We start from the raw sequence: 23064 nt of genomic DNA on the forward strand, positions 1-23064 counted from the left end.
TTTGGAGGACCGCCGTTGCCTGGGGCCAGACTAGGGACGCTGCGCAAATGGCGAAAATAGTATTTAGCTAGGGCTTGCCGATAAAACGGCGAAGGCCTTGATTCATAGGGCTTGCCGCGGTGCTTGAGGGGGATTTTTGATGCCGTTCGGGGTGGTGCGGGCGGCCTTAGTTTTTTCCTCTTCAAGCCCTCGGAAAAAGGTGGTTTCGCGCGCTGGAGGGTTCCACCCAGAATGCCCTGCATCGGACAGAACAACAGGAACCATGACATGACTTTCTCCATCATCGGTCGTTGCCAGGAAACCGGCCAAGTCGGTATCGCCATCAGCTCGTCGAGCATCGCGGTCGGGGCGCGTTGCCCCTGGGTGCGCGCAGGTGTGGGGGCGGTCGCAACGCAGAACATCACCTTGCCGGCATTGGGGCCGCAGTTGCTCGATGCGCTGGAGCAGGGCCAGTTGCCGCCGGCAGCTGCACTAGACAGAGTGCTGAACGCCAATGGCTGGAGCGAATACCGCCAGGTCACCGTGATCGACAGCCAGGGCCAGGTCGCGTTGTTTACTGGCAAGCAGGCGCTTGGGGTGCACAATGCCGTGGCCGGCGAGCAGTGCGCTGCTGCGGGTAACTTGCTGGCGTCCAAGCAGGTGATCGAGGCCATGGTGCACGCTTTTGAACAGGCCGGCGGGCACCTGGCCGATCGCCTGTTGGCGGCCATGCAGGCGGCGATGGCGGCCGGGGGCGAGGCAGGGCCGGTGCATTCAGCAGCGCTGAAGATCGCCGGCGAGCTGACCTGGCCGCTGGTGGACCTGCGCGTCGATTGGGCCGATGAAGACCCGATCGGCCAGCTCGATGGCCTGTGGCAAGCCTATCGCCCGCAGATGCAGGACTACGTGACCCGCGCCCTCGACCCGACCGCGGCGCCAAGCTACGGAGTGCCGGGTAATGAATGAGCGCACCAGCCGCGCGTTGCTTGCCCGGCTGATCGGTTTTGCCACGGTCAGCCGCGATTCCAACCTCGCGCTGATCGGTTTCATCCGTGACTACCTGGCGGACCTCGGCGTGGAATGCGAGTTGTTCCACAACGCCGAGGGCACCAAGGCCAACCTGTTTGCCACCCTCGGCCCGCAGGACGTTGGCGGTGTAGTGCTTTCGGGGCACACCGATGTGGTCCCGGTTGACGGCCAGGCCTGGACGGTCGAGCCGTTTGCCTTGAGCGAGCAGGAGGGGCGCCTGTATGGGCGGGGTACTGCGGACATGAAGAGCTTCATCGCCTCTGTCCTGGCAGCGGTCCCCGCGTTTCTCGCGCAGCCTTTGCGTATTCCGGTGCACCTCGCGTTCTCCTATGACGAAGAAGTGGGTTGCCTGGGCGTACGCTCGATGCTTGCGGCGCTTGCGCAGCGCCCACACAAGCCGCGGTTGTGCCTGATTGGCGAGCCGACCGAGCTCAAGCCAGTGCTGGGGCACAAGGGTAAGTTGGCAATGCGTTGCCAGGTGCACGGCGCTGCCTGTCACTCGGCGTATGCGCCTTATGGGGTGAACGCCATCGAGTACGCCGCGCAATTGATCGGCAAGCTGGGTGAGATCGGTGATGGTTTGGCGCAGCCTGAGCACCATGACACGCGTTTCGATCCGCCGTTTTCCACGGTACAGACCGGCGTGATCAAAGGTGGTAGGGCGTTGAACATCGTGCCCGAGGAATGCGAATTCGACTTCGAGGTGCGCGCATTGCCAGGGTTCGATGCTCAGGGGGTGGCTGACCAGTTGCAGGGCTACGCCGAGGCTGAGTTGCTGCCGCGCATGCGCGCCGTCAACCAGGGCGCCGATATTCGCCTTCAGGCGCTGAGTGCTTACCCGGGGCTGGCCACGCCGGCTGACAGCGAAGCGGCACGTTTGGTCGCCTTGCTCAGTGGTTCAGCGGCGTTCGGCACGGTCGCGTTTGGGACTGAAGGCGGCTTGTTCGACCAGGCCGGGATCCCGACGGTGGTCTGCGGGCCGGGGAGCATGGAACAGGGGCACAAACCGGACGAGTTTGTCAGTGTCGAGCAGTTGCAGGGGTGCGATGAGATGCTGCTGCGGCTGGTGGATTACTTGCGCGAAGGTTGAGTCATTTTTGCTGGTTTTTAGCATTCCTGGTAGGAGCAGCCTTGTGCTGCGAAGAGGCCCGTGACAGCACAGTGAATTTTCTCTGCTGTCACGGTCCTCTTCGCAGCACAAGGCTGCCCCTACAGGATGCGGGCAATGCCGTTATGAATCAGAACGTGGCCTTGACCTGCAAACCCACTACCAGCGCATTGTCGATAGCTTTGCCCGAGAACGCACCTGGCTCGATGATGTACTGCACATCCGGGCGTAGGTTCAGCCATGGCGTGGCCTGGTAGCCGTAGCTCAGTTCAATCAACTGCTCGGCGCTGTCGATGTTCGGGAACTGTTGCCCTGCGTTGAACGCAGCGTCTTCCAGCACATCGCGGCTGCGCGGGTTCGGCACGGCACGGCCATAGCCCAGCGACAGGGTATCGCGCGGGCGGCCTTCGAACGGCTTGTACAGCACAACGCCGGTGCCATACCACTTGGTGAACGGCGAGGCGGCCTCGCTCGATGCCGAGTACTGGCCAAAGGCGTGCAGGCTGCGGCCTGGCGAGCTTGGATCACTCCACACGGCCTGGTCGATCAGCAGGTAATGGCCGCCGCGGCCGGACACTTCCTTGTCGCTGCCGATGCGTTTCACATCGGAGCTGTCGTAGTAGTAGCCCAGCTTGTACTCACCTGGCAGTTCGCCTTGCAGTTTGTACACCAGCTCAACCGGTACCACGGTACCTGTGGTGTGCTTGGGCCCCAGGTGCCAGGCACGGCTGGAATTGCCGTTGCTCTCGGGGTCGACGTTGAAGGCCGCGACACGCAGCTGCCAGGACGGCGACAGGTCGTATTTCACCCGCACGCCCAGGTGGGCGTTGGGGTAGTTGGTCCAGCCGCTGCCACCCGACATGTTCAGTGGGTGGCCACAGAAGCCGGCGTTCATGAAGTTGCACAGGATGCCACTGTCCAAGCCGCCGAGGTCGTTGCCCATGGCCATGTAGCCGAGCTTGACGTTCAAGGCCGGGGTGAACAGGGTGCGCTCGTAGCTCAGTTCAGTCAGGCGGGTGTACAGGCCACCGTAGTTTTCCTGGATCGGCAAGCGGTTGCCCACCAGGTCTTCCGAGGCGCTGTTGCCGCGACGGTCGTTGATGGTCAACTGCACCTTGCCGCCGTTTTCCAGACCGTACAGTTTCGACAGGTCGAACTGCACGCCCAGCTTGAGGTTCTGCGAGTAGCGGGCCGAACGGTGCAGGCCTCCGTGGGCGTTGTAGGCGGTTTCACCGCTGTAGTCGCCGGTGAACTTGACGCCGTCTTCCTCCAGCTGATGGCGCAGGCCACCCCAGTCACCGGTCATGGTGTTGCGGGTCATCAGGTCGCCGTCGGCGAGGGCGGTGGTGCTGGCCAGGGCGAGCAGGAGGGGAGAAGTGATGCGAATTGCGGATGGCATTGCGGGGTCTCGGGTAGTGTTCTAGGGCCTCTTCGCGGGTGAACCCGCTCCTACAGGGCCTGCACCCTTTGCAAGTGCAGTGATCATCCTGTGGAAGCGGGTTCACCCGCGAAGCAGGCGACGCAGTCTTACGGCAGGGCGTAAGAAATCACATAGTCGCCACGGTCAGTCGACTGACGCGCGCCACCGGCGGTGATAACCACATACTGCTTGCCGGTTTTCGGCGAAACGTAGGTCATCGGGCCGCCCTGGCTGCCAACCGGCAGACGGGCCTTCCAGATTTCATTACCGTTGCTGCTGTCGTAGGCGCGCAGGTAGAAGTCCTGGGTGCCGGCGATGAACACCAGGCCGCCTTGGGTGGACAGTGTGCCGCCCAGGGTTGGCAAGCCGACCTTGATCGGCAGGTGCATGCGGATACCCAGCGGGCCGGTGTCCTCGACGGTGCCGACCGGGACCTGCCAGGCGATTTGGCGGGTCTTCATGTCAACCGCGGTCAGGGTGCCGAACGGCGGAGCCTGGCAAGGGATACCGGCGACCGACAGGAAGCGGTTCTTGTTCACAGCATACGGCGTTCCCTTGAGCGGTACAGCGCCCATGCCAGTATTCAACGCTTCGCCACCAGAGGCCGCGTTGCCTTTGTTCTGCGAAGGGATCATCTGGATCCACAGGCCCAGACGCATGTCGTTGACGAAGATGAAGCCATGCACCGGGTCGGTGGAAATGCTGCCCCAGTTCATGCCGCCCAGCGAGCCAGGGAAGCTCAGCGACAGGTCGGTGCCCGGCGCGGTGTACAGGCCGTCGTAGCGCATTTTCTTGAAGTCGATGCGGCACAGCAGCTGGTCATAAGGGGTGGCGCCCCACATGTCCGACTCGGTCAGGGTCTGCGCGCCGATCTGTGGCATGCCCACCGATTTTGGTTGGGTCGGGGAGTACGGCTCGTTCGGGATGTTGCTCGGTTTGACCGGAACTTCGTCGACCTGGGTCAGCGGTTTGCCGGTTGCACGGTCAAGCACGTAAATCTGCCCGGCCTTGGTGCCGATCACCACCGCAGGCACGGTCTTGCCGTCATCCTTGGTGAAGTCGATCAGGCTCGGCTGCATTGGCAGGTCGAAGTCCCAGAGGTCGTTGTGAACGGTCTGGTACACCCACTTCTGGTTGCCGGTGGTGGCGTCCAGCGCCAGGACTGAAGCACCGTAGGTGTGGTCCAGCTTGTTGCGCTCTACGCCATAGATGTCGGTGGACGACGAACCCATCGGCAGGAACACGGTGTTCATTGCCGGGTCGTACGACATCGGGGCCCAGCTGTTCGGGGTGCTGCGCACGTAGGTGCTGCCGTCGGCCGGGGCGTTGCGGTCTTCCGGGTTGCCTGGGTCGAAGGCCCAGCGCATGGCGCCGGTGATGACGTCGAAGCCACGGATGACACCGCCTGGCATGTCGGTCTGAACGTTATCGGCAACGCGACCGCCAACCACCACGGTGGTACCGGCCATCAGCGGCGCGGACGACAGTTGGTAGAAGGAATCCGGCACATCGCCCAGGCCAGCCATGAGGTTGACCTGGCCGTTGTTGCCGAAGCCTTGGCAGAATTCACCGGTGTCTGCATCGACGGCGATCAGGCGGCCGTCGATGGTGTTGGTCAGCAGGCGGCGCTGGCAGTTGGCACCGGCCGGGACAGTGGCCATGGCGATGGGCGAGCTGTTCGGCTGGGTTGGTTGGGCCAACGTCGCGGTGGCGTCGAAGTAGGCCATGCCGCGGCAACGCTGCCAGACCTTGGACTGGGCGTTGATCTCGTTTTTCCACAGCTCTTTGCCGGTGTCGGCATCGAGGGCGATCAGGTTGTTGTGCGGGGTGCAGATGAACACCTTGTTGCCAACCTGCAGTGGGGTGAGTTGGTCCTCGGCACCGTTGCCGTCGCTGATGGCGACGTCACCGGTGTGGTAGGTCCAGGCCACCTTGAGCTTGTTGACGTTGTCGCGGTTGATCTGGTCCAGCGCGGCGAAGCGGCTGCCACCTTCGGTATTGCCGTAGTGGGCCCAGTCTTTCTGCTCCTTGCCGGCTTCGACCGGGGTCATGCCAGGGCCTTTGCCGGTCGGGGCGACGCTTGGGTGAGCAACGAACATGTTGCCTGCGGCAATGACCAGTGCCACCGCCATCACACCTGCGATGCCGTACGCGCCACGGCCAGCGGTGCCGCCGTTGGCACGTACCAGCAGGGGGTAGACCAGCGCCACGACCATGCCGATTGCACCGAACATGAACACGCGCGAGAACAGCGGCCAGAACACCAGGCCGGTGTCGATCACGGCCCAGATTGCGGTACCGATCAGGAACAGGGCATACAGCCAGGCACCGGCGACCTTGCGGCGGGCGATGAGGATACCGGCGATGGCCATGGCCAGGCCGCCGATCAGGAAGTACCAGGAGCCGCCGAGGCCGGCCAGCTTGATACCGCCGGCGGCCAGGAGCAGGCCGAGCAGGGCGACGATAACGCCCAGGCCGACCAGAATGAGGGTTGTGGCGCCAGAGGCGCGCGGTGTTTCTTTCATGCCAGGGATCTCAGCAGGTGGAATGGGCGCAGTTTAAGCCCTTAGCAAGCTAATTAACAAGTTAGTACAAAATTTTGTGAGGCTGATTGTCGCAGGGTTGAACTTGCCAAGGTGTGGCCAAAAGTCTAGATCAGGCAGCGAAAAATGCAGTAAACAAAGCGTTCATGGCAGATATGGAATCAGTACTCATACTTTGGTCGAGTCGTCGAAAAGCAACGTCAGCAGGGGCCACGCTGCGCCAGCAGGCCCCGATTGGACCGTTCAACACCTATTCCGGCCAAGGGCTGGCGCTGCTGTAGAACACGGCCAGCCATACTGTCGCGATGCCCGGCGCGGTCCATTCCACGCGGTGGCGATAATGCGCCGGTATATCGAGGCAGTCGCCGGGCTGCAGCAGCCGGGTATGGTTTTCATGCTCGAAGCGTAGGCCCGCGGCACCGCTCAGCAGCACAATCCACTCACCTTCGGCCTGGTCGTACCAGTACCCTGGCGGGCTGGATTGGCCGCTGGAAACAATGCGCTCGATGCGCACACCGGGGCGGCTGAGCAGTTCGTCGACGCGCTCGGCAGCGGTCGGGTCGCAGGGCGGCAGGGTGTTCAGCATGTTGAAGGGGGCCATCTGAAATCTCGTTCAAAGGGAGGTGCTTCCACTATGGACGTGATTGCGAGGACGCGCGCTTCTTGACCATCCCTGCGGTTTGTAGGACTGTTCCGAGCTTTAAAAGACGGAAGACACATGGACAAGCTGCTGGCCATGAAGATGTTCGCGGCGACGGTCGATGCCCAGGGGTTTTCCGCGGCCGCGCGCAAGCTTGGCGTGGCGACCTCGTCGGTGACCCGCCTGGTCGATGCACTGGAGGCCGAGTTGGGGGCCACCTTGCTGAACCGCTCGACGCGTCAGGTCAGCCTGACCGAGGCGGGCGCCCGTTACTACGCGCGGGCCCGGGGCATTTTCGAAGCGCTGGATGAAGCCGATGCCAGTGTCGCTGACAGGGGCGAAGAACCGGTCGGTGTACTGCGGCTGTGCCTGCCGGTGGAGTTCGGCCGGCGGGTGATTGCGCCGCACCTGGGGCCCTTTCTGGCCAAACACCCGGCACTTGAGCTGGACATCGACCTGAGCGACCGCCTGGACGACTTGCTCGATGGCCGTTACGACCTGTCTATCCGGCTGGGCGACCCTGCGCCCAATGACGAACTGGTGTGCCGCCCACTGGGCCGGTTCGAGCGTTGGCTGGTGGCCAGCCCGGGTTACCTGGCCGGGCGCGCAGCACTGGCGCACCCGCAGCAATTGCTGGAGCACGCCTGCCTGCGTTTTCGCTATGGGCAGAAGGCGCGCCCCTGGTGCATGACGCGGGGCCAGGAGGTGCTGGAACTTGACGTGAGCGGGCCGTTGCGCAGTGCCAATGCCGACCTGTTACGCGAAACCGCGTTGGCCGGTAGCGGCATTGCCCTGCTGGCCGACTGGCTGGTGCGTGAGGACGTGGCCGATGGCACGCTGCAGCGCGTGTTCGGCGACTGGCAGGTCAGCCCCGGTACTGCCAACGACAGGATCAACGCGCTGTACTTGCCCAACCATCGCGGGTCGCGCCGCGTGAACGCCTTCATCACCTTTTGCGAAGGTCTGTTGACGCACTGAGCCGCCAGCGTTGCGCAGGGTGCAAAGCCCTGTTGCGCGCCCGCCGGATTCTCGCCTGCGGCACGTCTGGGTAAGGTGTGTGGCATATTCCGTCCCTTCTCGAGGAACATCGCATGAACCCCTCCCTAGCCGCAGAGCAGCCGTCGGCCACTGGCCTGAGCCGGGCCTTGGTGACCCTGCTGGCGTTCTGCTGCGGCGCCATCGTTGCCAATATCTACTATGCCCAGCCCATCGTTGGGCTGATCGCTCCCGATCTGGGCCTGTCCACTGAACGGGCCAGCCTGATCGTTTCCCTGACCCAGCTGGGCTATGCCCTGGGCCTGCTGTTACTGGTACCGCTGGCCGACCTGCTGGAAAACCGCCGCCTGATGATCGCTACCGCAGTGCTGGCCTGCGTCAGCCTGCTGTTGGCTGGCACCAGCAGCGGCGGCCAAGGGCAGCTGTTTCTGGGCTATGCGCTGTTGATCGGGTTCAGTTCGGTCGCGGTGCAGATGCTGATCCCCCTGGCCGCGCACCTGGCCCCTGAGCAACAGCGTGGCCGGGTGGTCGGCAACATCATGGGGGGGCTGCTGTTGGGCATTCTGCTGGCGCGGCCGGTGTCGAGCCTGGTGGCCGATCACTTCGGCTGGCGCACCGTGTTCATCGGTGCGGCGGGCGTGATGCTGGCAATCATCCTGTTGTTGGCGTTGACCTTGCCACGCCGGGTGCCCGAGCACAAAGCCAGCTATGCCGGGCTGATGCTGTCGCTGGTCGCGCTGCTGCGCCGTTACCCGGTGCTGCGTCAACGGTCGCTGTACCAGGCGTTGATGTTCGCTGCGTTCAGCTTGTACTGGACGGCTGTACCCCTCGCGTTGGCGGGGGCGCATGGCCTGTCGCAGAGCCAGATCGCGCTGTTCGCCCTGGTAGGGGCGGTAGGGGCCGTGGCCGCGCCCATCGCCGGCCGCCTGGCCGATGCCGGGCATGCCCGTGCAGGCTCCCTGGTGGCCTTGGTACTGGCGCCTGTGGCGCTACTGGTCGGGCTGACGGCACCGGGCTTCAGCGTGATCGGCCTTGGGCTGACCGGTGTGTTGCTGGACTTCGCGGTGCAGATGAACATGGTGATTGGCCAGCGTGAAGTCTATGCGCTGGACCCGGCAAGCCGCGGGCGCCTGAACGCGGTGTACATGACCAGTATCTTCCTGGGCGGGGCGCTGGGTTCGTCGGTGGCCAGTGCCGTATTTGCCCAGTATGGATGGCAGGGGGTTGCGCTGGTGGGTGCCGGGCTGCCGGGTTTGGCGCTGTTGGTGTTCCTCCTGCAAGGGCGCCGCGGCTGAGCTGAATCAGCGCCCCAGTGGCAACGCGACGCCGATCACTGCGAACAAGCTGCCACAGCAGCGGTTGAACCCTTTGCCACCCTTGGCCAGCCAGGGCCGGATGCGAAACGCCAAGCGCGCGAGCCAGTATTCGACCAGGAATTCCACGCTGGCAAAGGTCGCCGCCATCACCACGAACTGCATCAACAGCGCCCGCTGCGGGTCGAGGAACTGCGGCAGAAACGCACCGTAGAACAGCAACACCTTGGGGTTGGCCATGGCCGACAGCAGGCCCTGACGAAATAGGCCCGCATTGCCCAGGCTACGGGCCCGCTGCGTCACTTCAAGGTGCAGCGCCGGGCTGCGCCACAGCTGGATACCCAGCCAGACCAGGTAAGCGCCGCCCACCCATTTGAGTATGCCAAGCACTGCTGCAGAGGATTGCAGCAGGGCACTGAGGCCGAACATCGCCAAGGCTATCAAGGCACTGAAGCCAACTACCCCGCCAACGATGGTGAACAGCGTACGGCGTGCGCCATAAAGCGCGCCGTGGGTTAACGCGAGCAAGCTGTTGGGGCCTGGAGTCAGCGACAGGCCGATGCTGGCCAGCAGATAGATAAGCCAGGTGTCGAGTGCCATGGGGGAGTGCCTGATAGGGTTGGAGAACGCCAGTCTAGGGCACAACGCGTTTTTTCGAAGGTATGATCTGGACATTCGATGGTCTAATCTGGACGTGCTCTCATGCCCCCTGATATCCGCCTGCTGATCCTGCCCCTGCCGGCGTTTGCCCTGCTGCCGTTCGGTGCATTTCTCGACAAGCTGCGTTTCAGCGCCGATGACGAAGATTACAGCCAGCAGCGCTATTGCAGCTGGACCCTGGCAGGCTTGACCCTCGATTCGGTGCCCGCGAGCAGTGGCGCGGTGGTGCAGGTGGAAGCCATTGCCGAACAGCTCGACATGGCCCACTACGACTACCTGGTGCTGTTCGGCGGCCGCAACGCCATGGCCACCGCTGAACTGGCACCGCGCTACAAGGCGTTGCTGAAGCGGGCTGCCAAGGCGGGGGTGAAGCTGGTGGCCGTCGACAACGCCGCCTTCCTCTTGGCCGCTTGCGGCCTGTTGGACGGGCATGACGTAGTGGTCCATTGGCGGCATGAAGCCGAGTTTCGAGCGACGTTCCCTCATCTGAAGGTGCTGCGCGACCAGCTCTATCACATTGAAGGTGGGCGCATTACCTGCGCGGGAGGGACGGCGGCCATCGACCTGGCGGTGGAACTGCTGGCGCGGGCCTGTGGTCGGGCTCGGGCGCTGAAAGGCCTGGCTGACATGTTGGTGGACGAGACGCGCGACAGCCGCCATGCCTTGCGTTCGTTGGAGCCGGGGGGAGGGCACGGGCGAGCGGTGCAGCGTGCCCTGGCGTTGATGCGACATCACCTGGGTTCACCGTTGTCGATCGAGCAACTGGCGGCAGATCTGTGCATCAGCCGGCGTCAGCTGGATCGTCAATTCCAGGCCAGCCACGGGATGAGCGCCAAGGCCTGGTGGTTGGAAATGCGCTTGCAGCAAGCGCGCTGGCGGTTGCTCAATTCCCGCCACGGCCTGGCGCAGATTGCCGATGAAGTGGGGTTGGGGGATGCCAGCCACCTGGGTAAATGCGTGCGGCGGCGCTTTGGCTGTACGGCACTGCAACTGCGCGAGGGTGCCGCTGTTGCCTGAGCGGCCGCATCGCCCGCCCGGGCTGTTCTGGCTTTTACTGCGGTGTGCCAAACATCCCCGTCCAGTAGATCCCCGCATCACTCTTCGGGTCGACGGCATAGGCCGCCCCTAGCTCGCGATAATCCGGGCTCATCAGGGTCGCGCAATGCCCAGGGCTGGCCAGCCAGGCGTCGACCACCTTATGCGCGGTGTCGCGGCCTGCAGCGATGTTTTCGCCGATCTGCTGATACAAGTAACCCGCCAGCTCGGCCCGATCGCCAGGGGTGCGGCCGTCGCGGTCGATATGGTCGAAAAAGTTCTGGTTGGCCATGGCCCGCGTATGGGTGGCGGCAACGCCGGCCAATACGGTGCTCCAGCTCAGCGCGGGCGCGGCGGCAAACGGCTGGCCGCCGCATTGGCGTGGCACCTTGCGCGCCGCGTTGATTTCCTGCAGCACCTTCTGCCCTTCAGCCTGCCAATCCCCCAGGCGGCTGCTGAGCAGGGGGCGGGCAAGGACGATGCGCCAGTCGCGGCCTTCTTGGCTGACACCGATGTCGACGAACTGCGGGTCGAGCACCACCTGGCAGAAGCTTTCCTCGATGGCATGCATGGCCGCGCGCGCATCGCGCGGGCCCGAGAGGCTGATGGCCTGCACGTTGACCATCGGGTAGGCGGCGCGGGACATGGCCTGTTGCAAGTCGCGGGTGCCCTCGGGCGACAGCGCCAGGCGGGTGTCGCTGTTGAGTGGCGGCAGCTCCAGCGACGCCTCGCCACCACAGGGCTGGGCCTTGCTGCGGTAGACGTTGATCGATTCGATCAGTTGCGCCTCCTCGCCGGTGACGGCCAAGGCCCCGGTCGAGACGACCAGGCCCAGCGACAAGGCGGCAACAGATGACAGGACGCGCATGTGAATCTCCCTATGACTGGCAGCGTCGTGGTAAGCGCTGCTCATCCTACACAAGCACAGGGTTTTTGGCCCAGTCCCGTGCAAAGCAATACAAACGACGGCAATCGTTGCAGGCGGCATAAGAGGAAGTAGACCACTGGGCGCGCAAAAAGTGCGATCACTTGGTAATTATTCGTAACTTCAGCTGGAAACAATTCGCAATCGCGATTAATTTATGCCCTCCACCCCACGTTGCCAGGAAGGCGTCCATCCGATACCCAGGAGCCTTTCATGGCACGACCCCGTCATTATCAATCGACCTTTCTCGCTGTCTGCTGTTCCGTTGCGGTTACTGCACAGGCGGCTGATGGCGTGATCCAGCTGGATGCCACTGCTATCGACGCCGAGTCTGCCAAGGTAAAGGGCGAACTCCCGCAAGCCTTTGCCGGTGGGCAGGTCGCGCGGGGCGGGCAGATGGGCGTGCTGGGCAATCAGGACATGATGGACGTGCCGTTCACCATGACCAGCTACACCGCGCAATTGATCGAGGACCAGCAGGCCGAGGATATCGGCGATGTGCTGCTCAACGACCCGTCCGTGCGCCAGTCGTTTGGCTTCGGCAACCAGTCGCAGGTTTTCGTCATCCGCGGGTTGCCACTCAGCGGTGATGATGTGGCGTTCAATGGCCTGTATGGCGTGTTGCCCAGGCAGATGATCTCAACCGATGCGGTAGAGCGGGTCGAGGTATTCAAGGGGCCCAACGCCTTCCTTAACGGCGCCAGCCCGACCGGAACCGGCCTAGGTGGTAACGTCAACCTGCAGCCCAAGCGTGCCGGTGATGTACCCACGCGTCGCTACACCCAAGACATCAGCAGCGACGGCCGCGTTGGCGAACACCTGGACATCGGCCAGCGTTTCGGTGAGGACAACCGCTTTGGCGTGCGCCTGAACTTGTCGCAACGTGAAGGCGAAACCGCAGTCGACGACCAGGATCAACGCAGCAAGCTGTTCATTGCCGGCCTTGACTACCGGGGCGACAACTTCCGCCTGTCTACCGACTTCGGCTACCAGAAGCAGCGCGTCAACCACCTGCGTAACTCGGTGCGCCTGGGGGCCGGCCTTACTGATATCCCGCGGGCGCCGGATGCCGATCACAACTATGGGCAGGACTGGGCCTGGACTGAAACCGAAGACACGTTCGGCATGGCCCGGGGCGACTACGACTTCAACGACAATTGGAGCGGCTACCTGGCCGGTGGCGTCAAGCACACCCATGAGAACGGCTTCTACGGCACGCCGATCCTGACCAACGCCGCCACGGGCGACGCCACCATCGCCGGTTCGAAAATCCCCCACAATGAAGACAACACCACCTTCATGGGTGGCATCAACGGCCGCGTGCAGACCGGCCCGGTCAGCCATCAGCTGAACATTGGTGCGGCCAGCATCTGGACCCAGCAAGAAAATGCGTTCGTCTTCTACAACGCGCAGGCCACCAACCTCTATCACACTGACCCGCTGCCCAAGCCCACCACCCCAACCTTTACCGGTGGCAAGTTGGATGACCCTGGGGTGACCGGCAAGACGCGCAACCGCAGCATTGCCGTGTCCGATACGCTGGGCCTGTTCGACGACAGCCTGCTGGTCACGGTGGGGGTGAGGCGCCAGCAATTGCGGGTCGAAGGGTATGCCTATGACGGCGAGGGCGCGGACCTTGGGCGCAACGCGTTCTACGACGAGTCGGTGACCACGCCTGTCTACGGCATCGTGTACAAGCTCAACCCGTCGATCTCGCTGTACGCCAACCGCATCGAGGGCCTGGCGCAGGGCGCTACGGCGTCGGGGCAGGTCATCAACGCCGGGGAAGTGTTCCCACCCGCCAAGACCAAGCAGGTCGAAGCAGGGGTCAAGCTCGACTACCAGACCTTCGGTGCCAACCTGGCGCTGTTCCGTATCGAGCGGCCCACTGATGGCTTTGTTCAGGGCAATGTATTCGTCCAGGACGGCGAGCAGGTAAACAAGGGCGTTGAGCTGAGCGTGTTCGGCGAGCCGCTGCAGGGGCTGCGCCTGATGGCCGGTGGCACCCGCATGGACACAGAATTGAAAAACACCCAGAACGGTACCAATGATGGCAACCATGCGGTCGGTGTTCCGACCTTCCAGCTCAACGCCAGCGTCGACTGGGACGTGCCTGGCCTGCAAGGCGTAGCGCTTAATGCCCGCATGCTGCGCACCGGTGGCCAGTACGCCAACCCGGCCAACACGCTCACCTTGCCAACCTGGAACCGCTTCGATGTAGGCGCACGTTACCGATTCAAGGTGCAGCAGAAAGAGGTCACCTTGCGGGTGAACGTGGAGAACCTCACCGACAAGAACTACTGGGCCTCGGCCAACGGCGGCTACCTGACCCAAGGCGACCCGCGCCTGGTCAAGTTCTCCGGCTCGATAGACTTCTGACGCTCACTGTAGGAGCAGCCTTGTGCTGCGAAGAGGCCGGTGAAAGCACAGTGAATCTTCGCTGCTTTCACCGGCCTCTTCGCAGCACAAGGCTGCTCCTACACCCAAACACCCACACACGTCAGCGGGCCAGCGCCTGGTTAGGCTTGTAGAACAGAAAATGCGTGGTCTCGGCGGTCTTGCGGTAGGCCTTGGCCCAATCCGGGTGCACATTGCGGTCGTGGAAGTACAGCGCACCGCCGGTAGGGTCCTTGAGCTGCTGGTTGAGCGCCTTGCGCGCAATCTCTTTGGCGATGTCGTAACGCTGCGCTTCCTCGACCTGGTCCGAGCGCCCGTCACACCACCAGGAAAACTGGCAGGCCTTGGTTTCCACGCCCTGTTTGACGACGCCACAAATGGTGTCCGGGAAGCCATCATGGCCCAGGCGGTTGAGCACGACACTGGCCACCGCCGTCATGTCCTTTTCGTTGGCCCCCTTGGCTTCCCAATAGATGGTGCGGGCCAGGCAGGTGATGCTGTCGTCCAGCGGCGATTGGCCTGCCGGGTCGACTGCTTTTACTTCGCCTGGGGTGATGGTTTCGGCCTTTTTCGGCGGCGGGGCGTCCTCGACCACCTTTTCTTCAAGGACTTCGGCCTTGTCCTCTGCGACCGCGGCCTTGGCCGTGTCTGCGGCGTGCAATGGGCCTGCAAGCAGGGCCGAGGTCAAGCCGATTACCATCCACAAGAGGCGCATGGCCGAGCTTCCGATCGCTGAGTTGATTCAGAGTCTAGCCAAGCGTAAGCATTAGCACCAAAGGAAGGGTTGCGGCGGCCACCACGGTCTGCAGAGCGATGATGGTGGCCATCAGCGGTGCGTTGCCGCCCATCTGCCGGGCCATCACATAGGACGAGGACGCCGTAGGCAAGGCCTGGAACAGCACGGCCACCACCGCCGCCTGCCCACCCAGGCCGAGCACACGGCACAGGCCCCAGGTAGTCAGCGGCATGACCAGGAACTTGAACGCCGAGGCGGCCATCAACGGGCGCACCTGGCGGCCGACGCTGGCACCGCCCAAGGCTGCGCCCACGCACAGCAGGCCCAAGGGCAGGGCGGCCTGGCCGAGCGCCTTGACCGTCGGTTCAAGCCCTGCCGGCAGGCCCAGCCCTGTGACCCGCAGCAGCAGGCCACCCGCGCAGCCAACGATCAGCGGGTTGGCGAAGATCGCCCGCAGTACCGTGGCCGGTGAGCTATGGCGTGCGCTGAAACGGGCGAACACCAGTACGCACAGCAGGTTGACCAAGGGCACGATGGCGGCGTTGGCAACGGCCGCCAAGGCAATGCCAGCACTGCCATAGATGCCCGCCGCCAGGGTTGCGCCGATGTAGTTGTTGAAGCGGATGCCACCCTGGAACACCGAGGTGAAATCGGCACCGTCATGGTTCACCGCGCCTTGATACAGCACTAGTAGCAAGGCGCCGAGCAGGGTCGACAGCATCAGCACTCCCACCATGCCCAGTATCGGTACCCCGTCGAGGTTGGCGGTGGCCAGGCCATGCAGGAACAGCGACGGCAGCAGCACGTAATAGCTCAGGCGTTCGGCACCGGGCCAGAAGGTTTCCGCCAGAAAGCCGCGCACACGCAGAAAGGTGCCCAGGGCGATCAGCAGGATGATGGGTAGCAGTGTGGTCAGCAGCAGGTGGAGCATGGTCGGCGTTCCGTCGTCGGGTACCGCTACAGACTACGGGGGCGCTTTGGTTTGTAAAAACGTTGTTTTCTTCATTGACCGTTGAGAATAACTGCACGGTTGCTGCGATTTAGGCGTCCAGGGCCGTCTTTAGCACCGCACTCAGGTGGCGCCGCTGGCTTTTCTCATGCTCCAGCAGCACCACCCGGCGCGTCAGTTGCGGTTCGCCAAACGGCAGGCAGGTCGCCGGCGGCAAGCGCTGCAGGTCCGCGTCGGCCATGGGGATGATGGCCACGCCCAGGCCCATCACCGCCATGCTGGCCAGGGCTTCCTGGCTGTCCAGCTCCATTTGTTCGCTGACTTGCAGGTGCTGGCGGCGCAGCTCTTGTTCGATTTGCCGTCCGGCCCAGGCGCGTTTGTCGAAGCGCAGGAACGGTTGGCTGGCTAGCAGCTCGGGCACGCTCTGGCCAGCCAAATCGGGGCTGGCGATAGCCCAGAAGCGGTCAGCGAACAGCGGGGTGAAGACCAGGCTCTGCGGGTAGGGGCTGACCGGCTCGGTGGTGATCGCTGCATCGAGTTCGCCGTCTTCGACGCGCCGGGCCAATTCCGCCGACATGCCCGACGCAACACTGATGTGCAACTGCGGGTGGTGGGTCTTGATCCACAGCAGGGCCTTGGGCAAGCGCCGGGCCAGCACCGTGTGGATCGCCCCCAGGCGCAAGCGGCCACGCAGGCTCGGGCCACTGGCCAAGGCATCGGCCAGCTCGTCATAGGCGCCGAGGATGCTCTCAGCGCGCGCGACCGCCAACTGCCCGGCTTCGGTCAGCACGACTTGCCGTCGGCTGCGATCGAACAGGGTGACCTGCAGTTCGTCTTCGAGGGTCTTGATGTGCAGGCTCACGGCCGAAGGGGTGAGGCTGAGCAGGTCGGCGGCACGGGCGAAGGTGCCGTGGCGGGCGATGGTCACCAGGGTGCGCAGGGCTTTAAGGGACACGCGAAGGGGCTCCAGGGCTGAGCGGGCAGGCGTGCATTGTCAGTGCGGGGCCGGTCGCCGGCAAGCCGGCATCTGCGTACTTCAACGCCCCGTGCGCCCATACGCCTGGCTGATGCGGTCAATCACCATGGCCAGCGCCACGATCGCCAACCCCGCCTCGACGCCCTGGCCGACGTTAAGGGTCTGGATCCCCGCCAGCACATCCTCACCCAGCCCGCGGGCGCCAATCATCGAAGCCACCACCACCATCGACAACGCCATCATCACCGACTGGTTGAGCCCGGCCATGATGCTGGGCAGGGCCAGTGGCAGGGCGATGCGACGTAGCCGTTGCCAGCGGCTGGCACCCAGGCCGTGCGCAGCCTGCAACAAGGACGGGTCGATCTGCCGCAAGCCCAGTTCGGTCAGCCGCACCAGCGGCGGCAACGCGTAGATCAGGGTGGCGAACACCGCCGGCACCTTGCCCAGGCCAAACAGCGTCAGCACCGGGATCAGGTAGACGAAGGCCGGGAGTGTCTGCATCACATCCAGCACCGGCATCAACAGCCGTCGAGCCAGCGGGCGGGACGCCAGCAGAATGCCCAGCGGCACGCCGACCATCACGCACAAGCCCGTGCTGATCAGGACCAAGGCCAAGGTTTGCAACAGCTTGTCCCACAGCCCGAGCACGCCGATCAAGGCCAGCAGGGCCACCATCATCAGGCTGCGCAACAGGCTGCGGCTGGCATGCCAGGCGAGCAGCCCGACCACCAGCAACAGCGCCCACCAGGGCAACAGGCGCAGCAGGTTTTCCAGGCCCACCAGCAGTTGCAGCAGTTGATCCGAGAGGCTGCGCAAGTGGTCGCCGTAGTTCAACACCAGCCAGTCGACTAGCTGGTTGACGCGACCCGCGAAGGAAAATTGCAGGGCTTCGGGAAAGCCGCCGCTCATAGGCTGCCCTCGACCTTGGCTGCGACCTGCGCAGGCAACCAGGCTTTCCACACATCGCGGTTATCGCGCAAAAAGGCGAGGGCAGCCTGGTTGGGCGGGATGCGCTTTTCGCTCATCTCGGCTAGGGCGCTGTTGAGCCGATCGATCGGCAGGTCGACTTTTTCGAACACCGCCACCAGGTCCGGGTAGCCTTCTTTGAACGCCTTCGAGACGCCGATAGACAATTTGGCTGGCAGTGACTGGCTACCTTGCGGCTTGGGGTTGCTGGCATCTGTCAGGGTGGCCCAGGCCTTTTCATTGAAGGGCGGCTCTTGCAAGCGGATCAGCTTGTAGCGCCCCATGAGCGGGGTCGGGTTCCAGTAATAGAACAGCACTGGCTGGCCGCGGCGGATGGACGAGCTGATTTCGGCATCCAGCGCTGCGCCAGAGCCACTGCGGAAGTTGTTATACAGCGCATCCAGCCCATAGGCCTTGAGTTTCTGGCTGTTGACCGTCTCGGACGTCCAGCCGCTCGGGCTGTTGAGGAAGCGCCCTTTGTCCGGCATTTCAGGGTCCCTGAACACCTCGGGGTAACGCTTGAGGTCGTCGACACTGTGCAGGTCCGGTGCCAAGGGCTTGAGGTTGCGCGACGGGTCGCCCTGGATCACGTAGGCCGGCACCCACCAGCCTTCTTCAGCGTGCTTGACCGTGTCGCCAAGGGCGAACACCTGGCCGGCCTGCTCGGCCTTGATCCAAGCGGGGCTGCGCCCGGCCCATTCCTCGGCGATCACCTGCAGGTCGTTTCGGGCCAAGGCCACTTCCATGCTCACGGTACTGCCGGGCAGTGTGTCGGTGGGGTAGCCGTAACCCCGTTCGACGATCAGGCGCAGTATCTCGGTGGTCAGTGCACCGCTTTCCCAACCAATTGCGCCAAAGTGAATCGGCGCCTTGCGTTCCGCTGAGGCGGCGCTGTCGGTGCTGGCCAAGCCAACAGCCAGCAGCAGGCCGGCCAGCAGCGTTGGAATTCTTTTCATCGGGGCCTCCTCGGTAGCCGCTGAGTCAGTGCCGGCAAGTGTAGACGACACCTTTGCCTGCTTTGCCTGGCGGGAGGCAGGGAAGGCGCTCTCTCTGTGCCCCGTGGCCCGCGGTTGCAAGAGTGTGCGTTGCCATTTCGGCAGCACACTTGGCCCACGGCGCGAGGCATTCCTGATGACCCTTGATTTGAGTTTCGTCTATTACCGCAACTTCTGTTTCGATGGAAAATTTCACGTTCGGTGCATCGGTGCAGACCTGCACAAGGTCAGCCGTATTCGCTATGAGTTGGAGCGGGCCGGGCCTGAGGATGCGGTGTCGTTCAGAGGGGTTTCGGTACAGTCCGAGGTGCACACTGGCCGCTTGGGGGACCATGGATGCCCAGCCACGTTGATCGCCGAAGAAGCGGTTGGTGTCTACAGCATCCGGCCAAGGGTCGTCCTGCTGGATGACTATGCCCGGGCTGCGAACCGGCCTACCGGGGCTGCCGGGATCATTGACTTGCCGCCCCTGGTGCTCGAGATCAAGGCCGAGGAGTTGAACCGACGCGTGCTCGAAAAAATACCGCTGCCGTCCGCGGGCGGGCGGGGCAAGCGTGAGGTGGACCAGAGCAGCCGCGAATACGAACCTCGTGAGCAGCTTGCTCAAGGCCTTGCGGCAGTGGCGCCAGGTGCCGCGTACCCTACGCTGGTTATCGCGTTCGAAGCGGGTGGCTACCAGCGGCTGCTTGATGATCTGCAGCCCGATTCAGGCTCGGTATTGGTTCGTTATTGGCCCAATCTGAATATCGTGCTTAACCCCCGGCCTGTTCTGGATGAGCAGGAGCAGCATGACGATCGGCTTCAGGCATTACGCACGTTCTGCTATCTGGAGCAGCCGCCGAGCATGCTCAACGACACTTACCTCGCACTGCTCAAGACCCTGGCCGCGCTGGAGTACGTGCAGTCCATGCAGTTCCTGCAAGCCAGCGCCGGGCCAAATCTGATCTTGCTTGGCGCGGCGGCGGCGGTAGCCACGCTGTTGACCGGCGCCGCCGTGGTGGCGGGTAATCGAGCCCACGAAAATGCCCAGCCCACGCCCGACTTCGAGCCTCGCCAGCATTACCTAGATGCACCAGGCCCAAGATGGAAAGGGCTGAACGTGCGCAAGGCCTGGGCCGGGGGGGTAACTGGGCGAGGCTCGCGGATCCATTTCAGTGACGGCGGGTTGTTTGCGGAACACGAGGACCTGCGGGGCAACCCTGACCTGAAGATCGTGTCGCTAGCGCCCAACCACGATCCCAAGCACGGGACTGCCTCTGTGGGGGTCATTCTGGCAGCGCGCAATGGGTTTGGGGCAACGGGGGTCAGTCATGATAGCGAAATGTACCTGTACCACAACCGCTCCAAGGATATTCACGGCAACAATCAGGTGCTCAAAGACCTGCTGCGCAACGTGGAACCCGGGGATATTGTCGCTATCAATCGCCAGACTGCCAACCCCGCCGTGCGCAGTACAACGTTGCCGTCCGTGCACGACAAAGCCTGGTGGACAGTGATGCAGCAACTGACCCAGCGCGGCGCTGTGGTGGTCAACGCGGCGGCCAATGGCAGCAGCAAGACCCTGGCGCAACAAGGGACTCAAGCCAACCAGGGCGTCGACCTTGCCAATTGGCCCTACTTCGACGACTACGGCGATGCCGGTGTCATCTTGATTGGCGCGTGTCAATCGTACAGTGGCAAGCCCCACACGTACTCCAATTACCGCTACCGCCATCGCATGCTCAACGCCTGGGGCGACAGTGTGGTGACCCTGTCCAGGGGCGACTTGCAGGACCTGCCGGGTGAAAACAGGGACTACTCCGAGAACTACGCCGGCACCTCCAGTGCAACCCCCATGGTGACGGGCGCCCTGAGCCTGATCCAGTCGTATGCCATGGGGCACCATCACGTCTACCTGAATGCCGACCAGATGCACCTGCTGGTCATGGCGTGCGGCTATGAAGACGCCACCTCGCCGGGCACTGATGTACTGCCGATGGGGGCCAGGCCCAACGTGCACGGTGCGCTGGTAATGCTCGATCGCATACTCGGCAACGGCCGCTTCGAACCTTGAGGTGAGGCCGGCAAGCGTCGGCCTCTAACGCATCAGACGCGGAACTGATCCATCAGCGCCTGTTGTTGATTGGCCAGGCTGTTGAGCGACTGGCTGACCCGAGCCGACTCGTTGGCTTGCCCTGACAGCGATTCGGTGACGTCGCGAATGGTTGCGACATTGCTGTTGATCTCTTCGGCCACCGCGCTTTGTTCTTCGGCGGCCGAAGCGATCTGCAGGTTCATGTCGGTGATCACCGTCACTGCCTGGCCGATGCGCTGCAGTGCTGTGACGGCCTGGCCGACCTGCTGCACGCCGCCCTGGGCCTGGCGGTGGCTGTTATCCATGGCACCGACCACTTCGCGGGTACCGGCCTGCAAGGCTTCGATCACCTGGCGGGTTTCTTCCACCGACTCCTGGGTGCGCCGGGCGAGGTTGCGCACTTCATCAGCGACCACGGCGAAGCCACGGCCGGCCTCACCGGCGCGGGCAGCTTCGATGGCGGCGTTGAGTGCCAACAGGTTGGTCTGCTCTGCAATCGAGCGGATCACTTCCAGCACCGAGCCGATTTTTTCGCTGTTCTGCGCCAGGCCCTCGACCTCGGCCATGGCGTTGTTCATGTCGGCGGCCAGGGCATCGATGCTGTGGGTGGTGCGGTCGATCACGGCCAGGCCCTCGCGGGTGGCCTGGTCGGCCTCGCGGGCTGCCTGCGCAGCCTGGGCAGCGCTGCGGGCAACGTCCTGGGCGGTGGCGCTCATTTCGTGCGAGGCGGTCGCCACCTGGTCAACCTGGCGGTACTGCTGCTCCATGCCAGCGCTGGTCTCGCTGGCGATCGCCGAGGACTGGTCGGCCGTGCCACGGGCGGCCTGCACCGAACGTTTGACCTCGGCAATGGTGGGCTGCAGCTTGTCGAGGAAGCGGTTGAACCAACCGGCCAACTCGCCCAGTTCGTCCTGCTTCTGGTACGTCAGGCGGCGGGTCAGGTCACCTTCGCCACTGGCGATGTCCTTGAGCATCGCTGCCACGCCCAGAATCGGCCGGGTCACACCACGTGCCATCAGCCACACCAGCAGCAGGCCGGCGATTGCGGCGGCCAGGCCCAGGCCCAGCTCCAGCAAGGTGCCACTGGTGTTCAGTGCATCGAGTTCCTGTTTCAACGTTTCGGCGGGCCCGGTCAGGGCGTTTTCCGGCACGTCCAGAAGCACGCCCCAGGGCTGGGCACCAGGGATCGGCTCAAAGGCCGCCAGCACCTTGAGGCGTTGCTGGTCGTGCAGGATGCTCAGCTTGCCCTCGGCTAGCTTGCGCACCAGTTCGGCGCCCTTGGCCGTGTCGACCTGGTCGAAGCGCTGGGCCAGCTTGCCGGCATCGGCGCTGTAACCGGCCAACAGGCCCACCGGGCTGAGAATGCCCACGGTGGTGCGGCCTTCGTACAGGCTGCGGCTGGCATTCTGGGTCAAGGCCTGCAGGCTGTTGAGGTTGATGTCGATCGACAGGGTGGCGATCACCTTGCCGTTGACGGCCAGGGGGAAGACGATACTGGTCATCAGCACCCGCTGGCCATCGATGTCATAGAAGTAGGGCTCCACCACGCAGACCTTGCCGCTGCTGCGCGGGCACACCCACCACGTGTTGGCGGGCTGGCCGCTGGGGCCGACCTCGGTGTTGGCCATGTCATGTTCAGGCAGGGCCATGGCGGTCAGCTGGCCGGCACGTGGTTGCGACCAGTACAGCGCGAAACGCCCGGTTTCGTTGCTGCCCAGCTCTGGCTTGGCAGTGAACAGGTTGTCCTTGTGGTCCAGGGCGTTGGGCTCGAACACCAGCGACATGCCGAGCAGTCCGGGGTTGGCCTGCAACGCGGCGCGCACCTGGCGGGTCATGTCCTCGCGCAGGTCGTAGGCATCGAGAAAGCGCTTTTCAGCCTGCTCGCGCAGGAACAGCACTTGGCGGGCGAAGCCGGCGCCGTACTGATAGGCGTCCATGAATTGACGGCGAATGTTCAAGGCCTGCACTTCACCTTGCGACTCGATGCGCCCCTGGGCCGCATCGGTGAGCATCTGCATGCTGCTCGCCTTGACCAGGTCCGAGCTGTGGTCCATGCGGTACAGCGAAAGGCCGACGAGCAGGGTGACGATGCAGGCCAGGCACAGACCGGCGAGCAGGGTGATCTTCCACTGGATGGAAAGTTGTCGCAAAGGCATGGGGCGAATCCCTTGTAATAGTTCTGGCTGTCGACTGTGTCGGCCATCGCGCTTTTTTCTTTATTCAAACGTTCAATTTAAATTAAGGCGGGGCTGAGTAATGCGCCGCAACATGGCGCTTTTGACATCTGCCGCCCACTGCTTCAGAGTGCGCGCTTTTTTTCTGT

The 23064-nt window shown here is 63.6% G+C and carries 18 protein-coding genes and 1 pseudogene; 7 read left to right on the top strand and 12 right to left on the bottom strand.

Annotated features, from left to right (window positions below; translation table 11 throughout):
- The first annotated feature begins 267 nt into the window (after positions 1-267).
- Together MFF34_RS10650 and argE are read left to right on the top strand one after the other, a co-directional pair.
- Complete coding sequence (locus MFF34_RS10650) at positions 268-945, top strand: DUF1028 domain-containing protein (protein WP_238213242.1); 678 nt, start codon at positions 268-270, stop codon at positions 943-945.
- The gene (argE, locus tag MFF34_RS10655; RefSeq protein WP_238213249.1) at positions 938-2098 is read left to right on the top strand and encodes an acetylornithine deacetylase; all 1161 of its coding nucleotides are present in this window, start codon (positions 938-940) and stop codon (positions 2096-2098) included. Before MFF34_RS10650 ends, argE begins: the two co-directional genes overlap by 8 nt.
- A gap of 148 nt (positions 2099-2246) precedes the next feature.
- On the opposite strand, the gene MFF34_RS10660 is transcribed toward argE, so the two are convergent.
- The 3 genes from MFF34_RS10660 to MFF34_RS10670 form a co-directional block, all read right to left on the bottom strand.
- Positions 2247-3515: a carbohydrate porin gene (locus MFF34_RS10660; RefSeq protein WP_238213251.1), complete on the bottom strand. Its 1269-nt coding sequence runs from the start codon at positions 3513-3515 to the stop codon at positions 2247-2249.
- A gap of 128 nt (positions 3516-3643) precedes the next feature.
- A complete protein-coding gene (locus MFF34_RS10665) occupies positions 3644-6061 on the bottom strand; it encodes a glucose/quinate/shikimate family membrane-bound PQQ-dependent dehydrogenase (RefSeq protein ID WP_238213253.1) in 2418 nt (805 codons plus the stop codon).
- 268 nt (positions 6062-6329) lie between these two features.
- On the bottom strand, positions 6330-6680 hold the full coding sequence (locus MFF34_RS10670) for a cupin domain-containing protein (protein WP_099429107.1): 351 nt from the start codon (positions 6678-6680) through the stop codon (positions 6330-6332).
- 117 nt (positions 6681-6797) lie between these two features.
- Between MFF34_RS10670 and MFF34_RS10675 the strand changes: the two genes are divergently transcribed.
- Both MFF34_RS10675 and MFF34_RS10680 read left to right on the top strand, forming a co-directional pair.
- Positions 6798-7697 (top strand): LysR family transcriptional regulator, encoded by a 900-nt coding sequence (locus MFF34_RS10675; protein ID WP_238213262.1) that lies wholly within the window; start codon positions 6798-6800, stop codon positions 7695-7697.
- Between the two features lie 113 nt (positions 7698-7810).
- Positions 7811-9010: an MFS transporter gene (locus MFF34_RS10680; RefSeq protein WP_238213264.1), complete on the top strand. Its 1200-nt coding sequence runs from the start codon at positions 7811-7813 to the stop codon at positions 9008-9010.
- A gap of 6 nt (positions 9011-9016) precedes the next feature.
- On the opposite strand, the gene MFF34_RS10685 is transcribed toward MFF34_RS10680, so the two are convergent.
- Positions 9017-9628, bottom strand: a complete 612-nt coding sequence (locus MFF34_RS10685; protein WP_238213266.1) for a LysE family translocator — start codon at positions 9626-9628, stop codon at positions 9017-9019.
- Positions 9629-9730: 102 nt separating this feature from the next.
- On the opposite strand from MFF34_RS10685, the gene MFF34_RS10690 reads away from it, so the two are divergent.
- Positions 9731-10705 carry a GlxA family transcriptional regulator gene (locus tag MFF34_RS10690; protein ID WP_238213274.1) on the top strand — a complete coding sequence of 325 codons (975 nt, stop codon included), beginning with the start codon at positions 9731-9733 and terminating at the stop codon, positions 10703-10705.
- A gap of 34 nt (positions 10706-10739) precedes the next feature.
- On the opposite strand, the gene MFF34_RS10695 is transcribed toward MFF34_RS10690, so the two are convergent.
- Positions 10740-11591, bottom strand: coding sequence for a CAP domain-containing protein (locus MFF34_RS10695; protein ID WP_238213282.1), 852 nt, complete (start codon positions 11589-11591; stop codon positions 10740-10742).
- A gap of 270 nt (positions 11592-11861) precedes the next feature.
- Here MFF34_RS10695 and MFF34_RS10700 point away from each other — a divergent pair, with 270 nt between their 5' ends.
- Complete coding sequence (locus MFF34_RS10700; protein WP_238213284.1) at positions 11862-14027, top strand: TonB-dependent siderophore receptor; 2166 nt, start codon at positions 11862-11864, stop codon at positions 14025-14027.
- A 121-nt stretch (positions 14028-14148) separates the two neighbouring features.
- Here the strand turns inward: MFF34_RS10700 and MFF34_RS10705 are convergent, their stop codons facing one another.
- The 5 genes from MFF34_RS10705 to MFF34_RS10725 form a co-directional block, all read right to left on the bottom strand.
- A complete protein-coding gene (locus MFF34_RS10705) occupies positions 14149-14760 on the bottom strand; it encodes a cell wall hydrolase (RefSeq protein WP_238213286.1) in 612 nt (203 codons plus the stop codon).
- 34 nt (positions 14761-14794) lie between these two features.
- On the bottom strand, positions 14795-15712 hold the full coding sequence (locus MFF34_RS10710; RefSeq protein ID WP_238213292.1) for an AEC family transporter: 918 nt from the start codon (positions 15710-15712) through the stop codon (positions 14795-14797).
- 109 nt (positions 15713-15821) lie between these two features.
- Positions 15822-16685 (bottom strand): LysR family transcriptional regulator, encoded by an 864-nt coding sequence (locus tag MFF34_RS10715; protein WP_085274271.1) that lies wholly within the window; start codon positions 16683-16685, stop codon positions 15822-15824.
- A gap of 81 nt (positions 16686-16766) precedes the next feature.
- Positions 16767-17615: a proline/glycine betaine ABC transporter permease gene (locus MFF34_RS10720; RefSeq protein WP_238213294.1), complete on the bottom strand. Its 849-nt coding sequence runs from the start codon at positions 17613-17615 to the stop codon at positions 16767-16769.
- Positions 17612-18628, bottom strand: a complete 1017-nt coding sequence (locus tag MFF34_RS10725) for an ABC transporter substrate-binding protein (protein WP_238213303.1) — start codon at positions 18626-18628, stop codon at positions 17612-17614. Before MFF34_RS10725 ends, MFF34_RS10720 begins: the two co-directional genes overlap by 4 nt.
- A gap of 175 nt (positions 18629-18803) precedes the next feature.
- On the opposite strand from MFF34_RS10725, the gene MFF34_RS10730 reads away from it, so the two are divergent.
- The gene (locus MFF34_RS10730; protein WP_238213305.1) at positions 18804-20720 is read left to right on the top strand and encodes a S8 family serine peptidase; all 1917 of its coding nucleotides are present in this window, start codon (positions 18804-18806) and stop codon (positions 20718-20720) included.
- Between the two features lie 32 nt (positions 20721-20752).
- Here MFF34_RS10730 and MFF34_RS28260 read toward each other — a convergent pair whose 3' ends face one another.
- Both MFF34_RS28260 and MFF34_RS28265 read right to left on the bottom strand, forming a co-directional pair.
- On the bottom strand, positions 20753-21508 hold the full coding sequence (locus MFF34_RS28260) for a methyl-accepting chemotaxis protein (protein ID WP_374707396.1): 756 nt from the start codon (positions 21506-21508) through the stop codon (positions 20753-20755).
- A 102-nt stretch (positions 21509-21610) separates the two neighbouring features.
- Positions 21611-22897, bottom strand: a pseudogene (locus tag MFF34_RS28265) (HAMP domain-containing protein); the annotation flags it as partial.
- Positions 22898-23064 lie beyond the last annotated feature (167 nt).

Source organism: Pseudomonas sp. PAGU 2196, from assembly GCF_022179005.1.
Classification (GTDB): domain Bacteria; phylum Pseudomonadota; class Gammaproteobacteria; order Pseudomonadales; family Pseudomonadaceae; genus Aquipseudomonas; species Aquipseudomonas kermanshahensis.

Bases quoted from the DNA above. Each gene is read 5' to 3' on its own strand.
- MFF34_RS10650 (WP_238213242.1), top strand. From the start codon at position 268: ATGACTTTCTCCATCATCGGTCGTTGCCAGGAAACCGGCCAAGTCGGT.
- argE (WP_238213249.1), top strand. From the start codon at position 938: ATGAATGAGCGCACCAGCCGCGCGTTGCTTGCCCGGCTGATCGGTTTT.
- MFF34_RS10660 (WP_238213251.1), bottom strand. From the start codon at position 3,515: ATGCCATCCGCAATTCGCATCACTTCTCCCCTCCTGCTCGCCCTGGCC.
- MFF34_RS10665 (WP_238213253.1), bottom strand. From the start codon at position 6,061: ATGAAAGAAACACCGCGCGCCTCTGGCGCCACAACCCTCATTCTGGTC.
- MFF34_RS10670 (WP_099429107.1), bottom strand. From the start codon at position 6,680: ATGGCCCCCTTCAACATGCTGAACACCCTGCCGCCCTGCGACCCGACC.
- MFF34_RS10675 (WP_238213262.1), top strand. From the start codon at position 6,798: ATGGACAAGCTGCTGGCCATGAAGATGTTCGCGGCGACGGTCGATGCC.
- MFF34_RS10680 (WP_238213264.1), top strand. From the start codon at position 7,811: ATGAACCCCTCCCTAGCCGCAGAGCAGCCGTCGGCCACTGGCCTGAGC.
- MFF34_RS10685 (WP_238213266.1), bottom strand. From the start codon at position 9,628: ATGGCACTCGACACCTGGCTTATCTATCTGCTGGCCAGCATCGGCCTG.
- MFF34_RS10690 (WP_238213274.1), top strand. From the start codon at position 9,731: ATGCCCCCTGATATCCGCCTGCTGATCCTGCCCCTGCCGGCGTTTGCC.
- MFF34_RS10695 (WP_238213282.1), bottom strand. From the start codon at position 11,591: ATGCGCGTCCTGTCATCTGTTGCCGCCTTGTCGCTGGGCCTGGTCGTC.
- MFF34_RS10700 (WP_238213284.1), top strand. From the start codon at position 11,862: ATGGCACGACCCCGTCATTATCAATCGACCTTTCTCGCTGTCTGCTGT.
- MFF34_RS10705 (WP_238213286.1), bottom strand. From the start codon at position 14,760: ATGCGCCTCTTGTGGATGGTAATCGGCTTGACCTCGGCCCTGCTTGCA.
- MFF34_RS10710 (WP_238213292.1), bottom strand. From the start codon at position 15,712: ATGCTCCACCTGCTGCTGACCACACTGCTACCCATCATCCTGCTGATC.
- MFF34_RS10720 (WP_238213294.1), bottom strand. From the start codon at position 17,615: ATGAGCGGCGGCTTTCCCGAAGCCCTGCAATTTTCCTTCGCGGGTCGC.
- MFF34_RS10725 (WP_238213303.1), bottom strand. From the start codon at position 18,628: ATGAAAAGAATTCCAACGCTGCTGGCCGGCCTGCTGCTGGCTGTTGGC.
- MFF34_RS10730 (WP_238213305.1), top strand. From the start codon at position 18,804: ATGACCCTTGATTTGAGTTTCGTCTATTACCGCAACTTCTGTTTCGAT.
- MFF34_RS28260 (WP_374707396.1), bottom strand. From the start codon at position 21,508: ATGGAGCAGCAGTACCGCCAGGTTGACCAGGTGGCGACCGCCTCGCAC.